The sequence below is a fragment of the Kitasatospora sp. NPDC088346 genome (assembly GCF_044740765.1).
GTDB lineage: Bacteria > Actinomycetota > Actinomycetes > Streptomycetales > Streptomycetaceae > Kitasatospora.
Genome location: NZ_JBIURH010000097.1, coordinates 1 through 13,227 on the forward strand (window position 1 = coordinate 1; position 13,227 = coordinate 13,227).

The 13,227-nt window shown below is 71.7% G+C and carries 8 protein-coding genes; all 8 read left to right on the top strand.

All coding sequences use genetic code 11. The annotated features are described in order from the left end of the window. Positions 1 to 187: hypothetical protein (locus tag ACIOFR_RS40855; RefSeq protein ID WP_401005699.1), on the top strand; the 187-nt coding region annotated here is incomplete at its 5' end. Between the two features lie 569 nt (positions 188 to 756). Continuing rightward, positions 757 to 2,394: a TIGR02677 family protein gene (locus tag ACIOFR_RS40860; RefSeq protein WP_401005701.1), complete on the top strand. Its 1,638-nt coding sequence runs from the start codon at positions 757 to 759 to the stop codon at positions 2,392 to 2,394. Continuing rightward, positions 2,394 to 3,722 carry a TIGR02678 family protein gene (locus tag ACIOFR_RS40865; RefSeq protein ID WP_401005703.1) on the top strand — a complete coding sequence of 443 codons (1,329 nt, stop codon included), beginning with the start codon at positions 2,394 to 2,396 and terminating at the stop codon, positions 3,720 to 3,722. Before ACIOFR_RS40860 ends, ACIOFR_RS40865 begins: the two co-directional genes overlap by 1 nt. Then, positions 3,719 to 7,927 carry a TIGR02680 family protein gene (locus tag ACIOFR_RS40870; protein ID WP_401005705.1) on the top strand — a complete coding sequence of 1,403 codons (4,209 nt, stop codon included), beginning with the start codon at positions 3,719 to 3,721 and terminating at the stop codon, positions 7,925 to 7,927. The genes ACIOFR_RS40865 and ACIOFR_RS40870 overlap by 4 nt, the downstream gene beginning before the upstream one ends. Before the next feature lie 50 nt (positions 7,928 to 7,977). Next, a complete protein-coding gene (locus tag ACIOFR_RS40875) occupies positions 7,978 to 9,201 on the top strand; it encodes a TIGR02679 family protein (protein ID WP_401005707.1) in 1,224 nt (407 codons plus the stop codon). Positions 9,202 to 9,341: 140 nt separating this feature from the next. Then, complete coding sequence (locus tag ACIOFR_RS40880) at positions 9,342 to 9,824, top strand: transposase (RefSeq protein ID WP_401005709.1); 483 nt, start codon at positions 9,342 to 9,344, stop codon at positions 9,822 to 9,824. Between the two features lie 29 nt (positions 9,825 to 9,853). After that, a complete protein-coding gene (locus ACIOFR_RS40885; protein WP_401005710.1) occupies positions 9,854 to 9,982 on the top strand; it encodes a hypothetical protein in 129 nt (42 codons plus the stop codon). Positions 9,983 to 10,504: 522 nt separating this feature from the next. Then, positions 10,505 to 12,598: a restriction endonuclease gene (locus tag ACIOFR_RS40890; RefSeq protein ID WP_401005712.1), complete on the top strand. Its 2,094-nt coding sequence runs from the start codon at positions 10,505 to 10,507 to the stop codon at positions 12,596 to 12,598. Positions 12,599 to 13,227 lie beyond the last annotated feature (629 nt).

Below are 13,227 nucleotides of genomic sequence, written 5' to 3' on the forward strand. Positions count from 1 at the left end.
TCCGACCGCGTCACCAGCCCCCACCCAGCTGACCTGCACCTTCAACCCGGCAGGGACTCCAGAGCCCCTGAATTACGCGGAACGCAGGCAGGAGGGCAAGCAGCATGCGCAGGTTCGGGGCGTCGAGGGCGGCGTTCAGTTCGTCGATGAAGATCGCCCGCGGGCCTTCGTAGCCGGAGTGGAGTAGAACGCGTGGGCGGCTGCGAGCAGTGGAAGCATGATTGCCAGGCGCTTCTCGCCTGCGGAGAGCCAGGCCAGCGGGTTGCGGCGTGGGGTGACGGTCTGGAAGACCTCGGTATCGCTGGTCGGGTCGTCGGAGAAGGGCCGGTGGGTCAGCGAGATCTCCCACGTGTACCAGTTCCGGTAGTCGAAGACGTGCTCGACGCGCTTGGCCCTTGCAGGTTGAGCGGATGCCCGGGGGCCTGGGTTTCCCCCGGCGTGCGGGAGGTGTTGATCGGCTGGTCGGAAAAGTTGCCGGCCACCGTCGCGGTCGACCGGTGTGATCTCGTCGAACCTGGAGTGGTGGAGATTGCTGCTGTCCGCGATCGAGCGCCGTTCGTAGGTCGCGTCGACGTGGTTGAGGGCGGCGGCGAGGGCCGCATGCGGCGTTGTCGGGCAACTGCCTGGTTCCGTCTGAGTGGGTCACCGGCGAGCGGTCGCGCCTCCTGCTGGTCGGGCACGGTGCAGGGGAGGAACGGTGATCGACTTTCCCGGTTCGGGGCTGAGGTGCCGGTGGCATCTCGTAACCTCGACTTCATGGACCATCCAGTCCCGCACCGTTCGGACGAACTCCCTGACTCCGCGTCTGCGCTGTCGTCGGCCGGTGACGGCGTCTGGCAGCGCCTCGCCGCGTACTCCTACCTGAGCGCCCCCGAGCGCCTTGAGTACGTGGCCGTCATGCGGGTCTTCTGTTCGACGCTCCTCGCGGACCTCGCCGTGCCGGACGTGGTAGCCAGGCTCGCGCGGGATGCGGCGTGGCAAGGACAGCCCAGCGCCGATGTGGTGACGGTGCGGCTGGAGCAGCTGGTGAAGTGGGGGAACCTGCTGCGCAGCAGCCACACGGTGAAGGCTGCCAGCATTGCCGAGTACCAGCGTTCACGCGCTCGATACCAGCTCTCGAAGCTCGGCGAGCAGGTGCAGCGCGATGCCGAGGAGGTGCTGGCGAGCGCCGATGCTGCACGCGAGGTCAGCAGTGAGCTGCTGGCCCTGGTCGACCGCGGGTTGCGTGAGATTGCCGCTGCCGTCGGCCGGCCGGGTGGTCTCGATCCGCAGGAGGCGCTCGAAAAGGTCAGCACGCTGTTCGTGCAGTTCGCCGAATTCGCCGAGTCGGTAAGGGACTTCTATGCCTACCTCGGCCAGGTGCTGGCCCGGTACGACCTGGACGGCGCCGAGTACCAGGGGTTCAAGGAGCTGCTGCTGGACTACGTGGAGGCGATCACGGAGGAAGTCGCCTTCCGGTCGCCGAGGATCGCGGCCACCCTGGGCCGGCTCTGGCCGGACCTGGAGGAGCTGCTGAAGTTGATCGGCGCGCATGCCACGGGGTTGGGCGCCCTGGGCGACGGCTTGCCCGAGATCCGCGTGCAGCGCAGCCGGGGGCGCGAACTCGCTGACTGGGAGGCGTTGCGCGACTGGTTCGTGGACACGGGTGGGCGGGGTAGCCAGGTCGACCAGCTGCGGGACGCGACGTTGCGCGCGCTGCAGTCGCTGCTGGCCAACGCCAAGCGGATGCTGCGTTCGGCATCGGGGGAGATGTCGCGCCGCCGGGATCTGCTGCGGCTGGCGGCTTGGTTCGACGCCGCCGACCCCGAGGGAGCGCACGACCTCGCGGTTGCGGCGTTCGGGCTCTACAGCGCACGGCACCTCGGCCTCGCCCCGGACCCGGACGGTACCGTGCCGGCCTATGTCAGCTGGTGGAGCGGTCCGACGGTCGAGGTGCCGGTGGCGCTGCGTGAGCGCGGCAGCCGGGCGCCGCGCGGCCGGGCGGCCGCCGTGGAGGACCACTCGGAGCAGAAGGCCCGGCTGCTCGCGGCGGCCCGCGAGCAGGCTGCCGCCCGACGGGAGGCAGCCGACGAACTCCGCAGCGTCGCCGACCGGTTCGGTCAGGTGCGGCTGAGCGCCCCTGCCATGGCACTGCTGCTGGAGCTGCTGACCGCGGCGCTCGGGAACTCGATGCTGCGGTGGGCCGAGCCGCCCGCGCCGCACGGGTTCGGCCTGCAGGACGCTCACGCCGTCGAAGCCGAACTGGACCTGCGCCTGACGCTGCGCCGGGTACCGGGACGCACGACCATGCTGCGCTCGGTCGACGGAGACCTGGTGGTCGACGACGTGGAAATCGGGATCACCGCCGCCGAAGGGGCCGGCCGGGGCGACGCGGTCGAGGAGGCGAGCGCCTGATGGCACTGCCCTCCTCGCACGACGTCGCTCTCACCGCCGAGCGGCGCAGCGCCGCCCGGCTGCTGCTACGCCACCCGCTGGTGACCGCCGACGGGCCGCACGCCGACACCTTCCCGCTGGTGCGCCGGCACGCGGACTGGCTGGTCCCGCGGTTCCAGCAGGTCCTGGGCTACCGCCTGTTGGTGGAGGCGTCGTACGCGCGCCTGTTCAAGGCGGGCCTCGGACCGGGCTCCGGGCACCGGATGGAGCGCTCGACCGGTACGCCGTTCACTCCGCGCACCTACGCCTACCTGGCGCTGGCCCTGTCCGTGCTGGTGACCGCACCCGAACAGCTGTTGCTGTCCCGGTTGGTGGCCGACCTTCGGGCGGCGGCGGCCGACGCGGGCCTGGTGGTCGACGATTCCGGCCGGGCGGTGGAGAAGCGCACGCTCGCGGCGGCTCTTCGCCAACTCGTCGTCTGGGGCGCGTTGACCGAGACCGAGGGGAGCGTCGGCTCGGTCGCCGCGGAGCGGGACGGCGAGGCCCTGTTGACCGTCAACCGGGACATCGCTCGCTCGATCGTGGCAGGCCCGCTGAGCCACAGCAGCGACGGTGCTGACCTTGTCCTGCGCGCCGCCGACCCCGGATTCGGCGGGCCGCGGACGTACGTGCGCCGGCGACTGGTGGAGACCCCTGCCGTCTACCTCGACGAGCTCACCGACGCCGAACGCGAATGGCTGCGCACCCGCCAGCGGCGAGAGGCGCAGGCCTTCGCTGAACTGCTCGGCCTGGAAGCCGAGATCCGCGCCGAGGGCATCGCCATGATCGATCCGGAGGACGAGCTGACGGATCTCCAGCTCCCCGGCACCGGGACGGTCGCGCAGGCCGCGCTGCTCCTGGTCGACCGCCTGGTGGCACGGCTGCGCCCCGAGGAAGCAGGCCACCCGGCGACCGGTGGCCGCCTGACCGTGGGCGTGCCGATCCCGCCGGGCCTGGTCGGCGAGCTGGTCGACGAGTTGCTCGACCAGTACGGGCGGCGCGCGAACTGGCATCGCGGATACCTGGAGGACCCGTCCGCCCTGCGCGCTGACGTCCTCGAACTCCTCAGCCGCATGAGGTTGGTGGCCCGGGCGGGCCGGCTGCGCTCCGACGGCCACGGGGTGCCGCCGCAGTACCAGGTCTCGGCCGGCGACGGCCGGGCGGTCACCGACGTGTCCGCGGCTCGGCCCGGCGCCACTGGCGAGTGGGTGTTGCTCGCCGTCGCCGCCCGGTACGCCACGGCCGTCTCGATCAAGCGCGCCGATCGACGCCCCCCGCAGACCGACCTGATCGGAGAGACCCCCTCGTGAACCGGATCCAGCCGCTCCCGCAGCACGCGGCCCCGCACCGCTTCCGGCTCAACCGGGCCGGGATCCTCAACGTCTGGCAGTACGACCGGCAGGAGTTCCTGTTCGGCGGCGGCCGTCTGCTGCTGCGCGGGAAGAACGGCGCGGGCAAGTCCAAGGCCCTGGAGATGCTGCTGCCCTACCTGCTCGACGCGGACGCCCGCGCCCTCGACGCGACCGGGACCGGTCGCACCACGCTGGCCTGGCTGATGCTCGACGGCTTCCAGCAGACCAACCGCCTCGGGTACCTGTGGGTCGAGTTCCGCCGGGTGGACGAGGACGGCACCGAGCACCACCTGACAGTCGGCGCCGCCGTCAGCGCGTCGAAGTCCACCAACTCGGCCAAGCCGTTCTTCTTCACGACCGCACTGCGCGTGGGGGAGGACCTCGACCTCGTCGAGTCCGGGCAGCCGCTGCCACTGGACCGGCTGCGGTCCGCCGTCGGCGCCGACAACGTGCTGGACCGGCCCGCCGACCACCGCGCCAGGGTGGCCCGCGAACTGTTCGGACTGGCCGACGCCGCCCGCTACCGCAACCTCACCCAGCTGCTGCACCGACTGCGTCGCCCGACCACCGGGGACCGGATCGAGTCCGGCGGCCTGGTGACCGTCCTCGGTGAGACCCTACCGGCGCTCGACGAGGACGTGATCGACAGTGTCGCCCGCAACCTCGACGACCTGGACAGCGTCCGCACCGACCTCGGGCGGCTGGAGCGGACGGACGAGGCGCTTCGCCGGTTCCTGGGCAGTTACCGCGGCTACCTCCAAGGGGCCCTGCGCCGGCGGTCGAGCGAGGTCCTCGCCGAGCTCCGCACGCTCGCCGAGCGCAGGCTCGGCGCCGGAGAGGCCACCAGGAAGGTCACCGCGCTGCGCACCGAGGAGGCCGAGGCCGCCGAGCGGCACGACGTGCTGGCGCAGGAGCACGCGACGGCCGAGGCGGACCTGGCCACCCTGCGGGCGAGTTCCGGCTACCGGAGCCTGCACGAACTGGGCGAGCGACGTCGCACCGTGGCGGCGATCCAGGCGACGGCCCGGGCCACCCACACGGCGCTCAGGCGGGCCCACGACGCGCAGGCGGCCGCCGGGTCCGCGCTCACCGCGGGAGCCGGGCGGACGGCAGGGCAACTGCGCGAGCTGGGCGCGGCCCACCGCGAACTGTGCGGGCAGGCTGAACGGTCCGGGCTGGCGCCGGTGCATCTCGGCGATCCGGTCGGCGGCACCGCCTCGGTGCTCGCCGCGGCGGCCGAGCAGGAGGTCACCGATCCGGACGGAGACACCGCCTCGATGCACACCGAGCGGGTGGAGGCCTGCGACACCACCGGGACAGCGGCCTCCCTGCGCTCCTGGAGCACCCGACTCGCCGCCGCCGAACCGATGGTGAAGACCCGGCTCCGTAGCGTCGGGGAACTCGCCGGCCTCCTCGAGGGGCTGCGCGAGGCCGAAACGAAGGCACGGGAGGCGGACACCGAGCACGAACGCCTCGAAGAGCAGGTCCAGGCCGAGGCCGACCGGGTGACGGAGCGCGAGGCGGCGGTCGTCACGGCGAGCGCGGCGTACGCGGCCGAGGTCGAGGCATGGGCGGACCGGCTGGAGGAGCGATCAGGGGCACCGGCCGGCGGCGTGCGCGCCGCAGTAGGACGCGACCCCTCCGCGGAAGCGTCCTTCGAGGACCGCACGCTGCCCGCCTCGGTCGCGGAGGAGGTGACGTCCGCCGCGTTCCAGGCGCTCGAGCCGTACCGGCGCGACCTGGCGGACCGGCGTGAACGAGCCGCTTTCCGCTCACACGACCTCACCCGGGCGCTCGACGCCGTCCGCGCCGAGAAGGCCGAATGGGAGAAGCGCAGCGACCCGGTCCCGCCGAAGCCGCCGCACCGCGACGCCCCACGATCCCCGCGCACCGGCGCCCCGCTGTACCGGCTCGTCGACTTCGCCCCGCAGCTGAGCGAGACCGAACGAGCCGGTATCGAGGCGGCGTTGGAGGCATCGGGGATCCTGGACGCCTGGGTCGGCGCGGACGGCGCGCTGCTCGACCCACTCACCCTGGACACCGTGCTCACAGCCACCATGCCCGCCGTCGGCCCGTCACTCGCCGAGGCTCTGCACCCCGTGCCCACCGGCGACAGCGGCGTGACGGCAGCGCAGGTCTCCCGCATCCTGGCGGCCGTTGCCCTGGTCCCGGCCGGCGCCCCGCTCGGCACGGCAGCGGGCGGAGCGGTGAGCGCGGACGGCCGCTGGCGGCTCGGCGTCACCAGCGGTGCCCACACCAAGCCGGTGGCGGAGTACGTCGGCGCGGAGGTCCGGGCACAGACCCGCCTGCGCCGCATCGCCGAGCTCGCCGAACGCCTCGCAAGCCTCGAAGACGAGGCACGGGCCGCGCAGTCCGAGCTGGGGGAACTCACCGAGCGTCAGGCCGACCTCGAACTGCTGCGGCGTCCGCCGCGTGATCAGCAGCTCACCGGCGTCTGGGCACGCCTGGAGGAGACCGAGCGGGTCGCGGCCGGCTTGCGGCAGCAGGCCGCGACGGCGGCCCGCGCCGCCCAGAACGCCCGATCCGCCTGCGTCGACGCCCGCCGCCGCGCCGACGCCACCGCCGCCGCGCACGACCTACCGGCCGACCGGGACGCGCTGCTCACCGTACGGTCCGCGCTGGACGCCCTGGCCGACGGAACCCGACGACTGCGCGGAAGCGTCGACGCCACCGCCGAGGGCCTCACCGCCCACCGCGACGAACGCCGCAGCTATGAGCGGGCCCGCACCGCCCGGGAGGAGGCCGAGCTGGAGTACGCGCGGCGGGCGGACGCGTTGGCGAAGGCTCGCCGGGAGATCCGCACATTGGAGGGCGCGGTCGGAGCGACCGAGCAGGACATCCTCGCCGAGGAACAGACCATCGTCCGGCGCCTCGACGAGATCGGCGAAGAGCTGCCCAAAGCACGCCGCACAGCCGCGCGCCTGCACGACGACGTGGTGCGCGGCGAGCTGGACGAGCGGACCAGGCACGACGAGCTCCAGGCGCAGGAGGCCGAGGTGATCCGGTGCGGACGCGCCCTGCGGACCGCCCTGGCGACACCCGACATCGTGCGCGGCGCGGCACTGGGCGAGCTCGCAGGTGAGCTGTCGATCCCGGACCCGGCCCAGGAGGACGTCAGGACCAGGCTGCGAGCCCTGCAGGCCCTTGTCGAGGCGGTGCAGTGCGCCCTGGACCCCGAGCGCCGCGACGTCTCCGACACCGCGCTGCTCAACCGGTTCAACGAACTGCGCGACCAACTCGCCGGCGGCTACGACGCGACCCTGGAGGAGCCCGACGGCATCAAGGTCTGCCGGCTCGTCGACGACACCGGCCCGCACGACGTGGCGCTGGTCGGCGAACGCATCGCCAGGCAGGCCGACGACGCCCGGGCCCGGCTCACCGACCGCGAGCGCGAAGTCTTCCAACGCTTCCTCACCGGAGAGCTAGGCGACCACCTGTCCACCCAGCTGCTCGCCGCAGGAGCCCTGGTCGACGCGCTCAACACCACCCTGCGGTCCGTCCGCACCTCGCACGGCCTCGGAGTGGAACTCGACTGGCGACTGGCCGACACCGTCGACGCGGACATCCAGGCAGCCGTCGAACTCCTGCGCAGCCCATCGGGGTTGCGCACCCGCGAGCAGACGGAGCAGCTGAGGCAGGTCCTGCAGCGCCGCATTGAGGACGCGCGCCGCGCCGACCCGGCCGTGGGCTATGCCGCGCACCTGCGGACCGCGCTCGACTACCGGACGTGGTTCACCTTCCAGCCGTGGGTGCTGGACGACACGTCCACTGCCCGCCGACGCAAGTTCACCGGGCGGACCGGGCTCAGCCAGGGCGAGCAGCGGGTCCTCTCCTACCTTGCACTCTTCGCGGCCGCCGCCGCACACTTCACCACCCTCGCCGAGACCGCCCCGCGGGCGCCCAGGCTGATCCTTCTCGACGATGCCTTCGCCAAGGTCGACGAGCCGACCCACGGCCGACTCGGCCGCATCCTCGTCGATCTCGACCTCGACTTCGTCCTGACCAGCGAGCGCCTGATGGGCACCTGGCCCGACGTGCCCGCACTCCAGATCTACGAGTGCCTGCGCGACCCGCACGTGCGCGGTGTCGCCACGCTGCACTACACCTGGAACGGACGCAACCGCCGTCTGGTGACTGTGTGACGCTTCCGCCGCAGACCCGTGAGTTCCTGGCCCGGCCGGACCTTGGCCGGATGTGGACAGCGGTCCACCACCGGCTGGAACGCAACGGGCTCCAGCCGAGCGGCAGCGTTCGGCTGGCCGCCTGCACCGCGGCTGAGCGCGAGGCCCTGTCCCTGCTGCTCGGCCGCCGGGTCACCACCGGTACCGCCACGATCCGCCTGGCGGACCTGGACAGCAGGCTGCGAGCCTCTGCGGCAGGCTGCGGGCTGGTCGCAGCCGTCGAACAGTTGGGGCTGTCGCTGACCGACCGGCGGGCGGCGCGGGACATCGGACGGCAGGAGCGGGCCGCCTTGTGGACGGCGGCCGAAGCGGCGATCGCTGCATCGCCGCTGGCCGGTCAGGACTGGGTGGGCAGCTGGCTCGACGACCTGCGCCGCACCGGTGCGCTCGGCAGGCTCGCGCCCCGGGACGCGGCGGGCGTGCTCCACCAGGCGATCCGAGTCCTCGGGCTGCTCCGGTCCGACCGGGACGAGGAGGCAGCACCGTACGGCCGCGGGGAGCTCGCGACCCGGGTGACCGGCACGGCACACGGCCTGGACGACGACACGGTCCTGTCCCGCCTGGTCCTGCGCGGCATCGCGCGGGCCATGGGTAGTGAGCCGCCCGAGCACGCGCCCGGTCGGCGAGCCCTGTGGCGGGCTGCAGCCGTCGTCCCCGACGAGGTATCGAGCACCGTGCTCACCTACGGCCTGCGTCCAGTGGGCCACGGATGGCGCGAACGGGCTCTGCGGGAACGGGCCGACCACCATGCCGAATCCCACCTGACACTGCGTGAACTGCGCGAGCTGAATGCCGTACCGCCCTCGGACACCCTGGTGCACATCTGCGAGAACCCCCGAGTGGTCGAGGCGGCGGCCGACGCCCGCTGTGGGGGCGCTCTGGTCTGCACCTCGGGCAGCGCCTCCACCGTCGTCCTCGAACTCCTCGATACCCTCGCGGACGCCGGCTTGCTGCTGCTGTACCACGGAGACTTCGACTGGCCGGGCATCGCGCTCGCCAACCGCGTCATCCGACGGTACTCGGCCCTGCCGTGGCGGATGGCAGTCGAGGACTACGAACAACTCGCCGCCCACGCGCGGGACCAGGGCAGCCCTGGCCTCCCGCTCGTCGGCGCCCCGGTGGAGGCGAGCTGGGACGTCGACCTCGCCGCCGCCATGACGGTACTGAACGTGGCCCTGCACGAGGAATCGGCACTCGACCGGCTCGTCGCCGATCTGGCACCGGGGAAATCCTGACCCCGGGACCAGCCGCCAGGAGAGCACGAGTCGGTCAGAACGGGGGAGCGAGCCTGGCCGCAGCGGGCTCGGACGGCATCGTGCATCGGGGGGCTTACGGCCCCGGTCGCGCCGGAGTTCCCGGCATGGGCTGTCCCGCTATGGACTGGTTGGCGCGGGTGCGTCCGCAGGGCGGTGGGACGGCGAATTTGGACGACGAGGCGGTGCTGGCCGCGATTGTTTACGTGCTGAGGACCGGGTGTGCGTGGCGGCATCTACCGCCGTGCTTCGGGCTGTCGAAGTCGACGGTGCACCGCCGCTTCACGATCTGGACCAGGGACGGGCTGTGGGGCCGGCTGCGGCAGGCGGTGCTGGAACGCCTGGCCGCCGCGGAAGCGCTCGACGTATCGCGGATGGTCGTGGACTCGGTTGTCGGCATCTCGGCCGGCAACGGCCACAGCCAGCACGGACTGATCCCGCTGGTCCAGGTCCTCCAGATGAAACACGACCCGGAACGGGGCCTGCACTATCGCCCCGCAGGGTCCACGCGGACAAGGCCTATGGCAGCCCCGATCTGCGGTGATGGCTGCAGCAGATCCTGCTCCGGATCGGGCGCAAGGGCCTTGAGTCGAGCCAGACTCTGAGCCGCCACCGTTGGGTGATTGAGCGGGCCATGGCCTGGCTCACTAGCTACCGCCGCATCGCCCGCCGCTACGAGCGCGACCACCTGCTATACCTGGCCTTCTGTGACCTCGCCGCCCTCATCACCTGTCACAAACGACTGGCGAAGATCACCGCGTAGGACAAGGTTTTAACCCGTAGGTTCAGGGTTCGAACCCCTGGCGGCCCACCTGCTGGGAAAGGGCTTGGCCCCTCCCGTCTGTAGTGCGGCACTTCGGCTGGCCGAAGCGCCGGGGCGCCGTTGTGGTTTCGGGCCGGGTGCGGCTCGCGAGGACGAGTCGGATCCGTTCTTCTGTGATCACCTTCTTTCACAGTTCATCGAATCTCGGACTTCTCGGCTTATTGAGGATGTTCATCGCACATCCTGTGCCAGTGAAAGCATCTCCGATGGTGCTTGTGATCGTGCAAATAATGAGGGCAGCCAGTGAATTCAGAGCGGCAATTGACTCCGGGCGAGTTTCCGAAGGTCCTTCCGTGGCCAGCTCGCGCCGGGGGCGCACCGTACGTTCCGGGCGGTCCGACGGAGATCATCGGAAATCTCAGGGCGTTCCTGGTGGACGTTGCGAGGGACTCCGGCTACGACCGGTCCTTCACCTGGCCCGGGGCCGACACTCCGACCCAACTCCGCAAGGTAGTGCACCTCGTGGGCACCTGTGGGCTGCTGGTGCGCGAGGGGCGCCCGATGCGTCTTAGGCTCACGGAGGCAGCCCGTCACTTCCTCGCTGCCGGTGACGAGCTCTACCTGATCGGGGTGCTCCACGCGAACGTCAGGTTCATCGGGGAGGCGCTCGCCGGTGTCGGGGAGGGGACGACCCACATCGAGCTGAACAGGGTGGCGGTCGAGCAGTACGGCCTCGGCTGGGAATCGCTCGATCAGGTGCGCCGTCGTGTGTACTGGCTCCGGGCTGCCGGGCTGGTCGAATTCTGGAGCAACGGCAGGATCGTCCTGACCGAACGGGGCCGGCGGTTCCTGCCGCTCCTGGAGCTGGCGAAGCCGGAGGATCTGGCACACCGTCGCAAGAGCCCGGTCACGGATCTCGAACTCCCGCCGCCGCCTGCCCTGTTGGCGGCTGGCCTGGAGGGCCTTGACCAGGCGGCGCTGCGAGAGCGGAAAATTCCTACGGGTTACGTCGCGGGTGGGTGGCGGGTGGAGGGAATCAGCCGTCTGGTGAACGCGGCCGTTCCCGAGATCGACCGGGACGGTTTCACGGACTTCTGCGTCGAGGAGTTCGGCGTTTCGGAATCCTCCGCAGAGCAGACCTTGCAGACCTTGCGGGCGTTGGGGTTCCTGACCCAGGTGGGGGCCGACGCGTTCGCCGCGAGTGACCTCGGGGCGAGCTGCCTGGCTTCGGGCGAAGCACTGGATCTCATCCGGCTGCTGCACATGAGGGTCGCGTTGGTCGGGGAGACCCTGGACGCGATCGCCGACGAGGTGAAGGCTGCTGGGCTCGTGGGCCTGTTGGCCCGCAGGTATCCCGGTGTGCAGCTCACCCGGGAGGAGACGACGCGTCGCGTCGCGCTGCTGCTGGAGACCGGGCTGGCCGAGCGGATCGGACTGGTCATCCGGAGGACGGAATTGGGGACCGCGCTGGTCGGAACGCTCCCGCTGCTCGACCCGTCGGACGACACCGATCCGGCGGGCGGAGCGGTCGGGGAGCGCCCCGATCCGCCGCGGACGACGGAGAGCGTCGCTGACGTCCCGGACTGGCGGGAGCTGCTGGCCGCCGAGATCGTCCGGGCGGCGACCGACAGTGCGGACTACCAGCGGTTCGAGCGGGCGGTTGCCGGGGCCTTCCGTGCGCTCGGGCTGGAGGTCGAGGCCCACAGCGGGCCGAAGAAGACCGATGTGGTCATCGACCTGTGGCGGTCGCCGACCGGCCAGCTGCGGGTCGCGGTGGAGGCCAAGACGGACGGAGCGGGGCTGGTCACGGACCAGGACGTCAAGTTCTTGCGGCTGGGCGAGCACCGGGCGCGCCACGGAGCGCAGCACACCCTGTTGGTTGGGCCCCGGTTCGACCCCCGGGTGCAGCGAGAGGCGGCCGACGGCGGGGTCGCCCTGCTGACTGCGGAGCAGCTCGCGGACGCTGTGCTGCGTCACGGTCGCACCCCGCTGGCACCGCACGAGATCTCCGGGCTGGTGACCGTGACGGACGCGAGCGTGCTCGAACCGGTCTGGCAGGCGGCGGAGCGGCGGCAGGACGTGCTGAGCCAGGTGCTGCTCGCCTTGTGGCGGAGCGGGAACGATCCCGTCGACATCGAGCACAGTGCCGGTGCGTTGGGGGTGCGCGACATCTGGCGGGAGACCAAGGGGGCCTTGGAGACGCCGCTGGAGCGGCAGGAGATCGAGGAGGCCCTGGAGTTCATGGCGTCGCCCTTCGTGGCCGCGGTGGCGCAGCACCACGGCGATCACGTCGTCACGGTGCCGCCAGCCCTGGTCGCCGCTCGGCTGCGGGCGCTGGCTGCGGTGATCGACGCCGCCGGTGGTGCAAGCGCCGCTGCGGGAGGGGCGGTCACGGACTCGCCCGAGCCGTCCCCGCAGTCAGTCCCCGTGCCGGCGCCACGGCAGGAGCGGGGGGCCGCAGTCGGGGCCGTAGCCGTGACGGCGGCCGAGGGCGTGGATCCGAGGCTGGTCCGGAAGTGGGCCAAGGGCCAGGGGCGGGTGATCAGCGAGCGCGGACGGCTGTCCAGCGGGCTGATCAAGGACTACCGGCGTGCCCGCGGTCTAGCGGGCGACTGACACCACCGGGGTGGGTGATCCGTCTGGTGGGGTGCACCGGCCCGACGGTCAGGCCCCGGGGCAGTGGAGGCGGGGCGGTGTCGTCGAGCCAGCCGAGTTGGGTGATTTCGGCGACCAGGCGGCGGATGGTGCGTTCGGAGATGGCGAGGCAGCGGGACATAGCTTCGTCGGTGAGGCCGGAGGCGAGCATCCGGAGGATCTCGTGGTGGCTGGAAGACGGCGACCAACTGCTCGCCGCGGACCACCAGGGCGGCGGAGTTCGGCGGGGACGGCGGGGGAGCCGTCGGACAGGATCATCCGCATCGGGAGGGTTTGCACGGTGAGGATGATCCTGGCCCCGGCCCAGGAGAGTTCGGCGAGGTAGCCGTGCAGGGCGTGGTCGGCGGCGGAGGAGCCCAGGTGGACGGAGCGCATAGTCACGCAGCGCTCCAGCAGGAGCTTGTCGCGAGTGAGGCCAGCCTCGAGCATCTCGTGGGCCACCGGAGGGCCGGGATGGACGTGTGAAGCCGGGCGCACTCGGCTGACCTGGACGAACTGAAGTTCCCCCTTGGAACTGGACAGCGGGTGCTTACGCTGCGGGGGTGAAGTCGTGCTGCAGTCTGGCTCGGGTTTCGAGTGGGGTGAGGTAC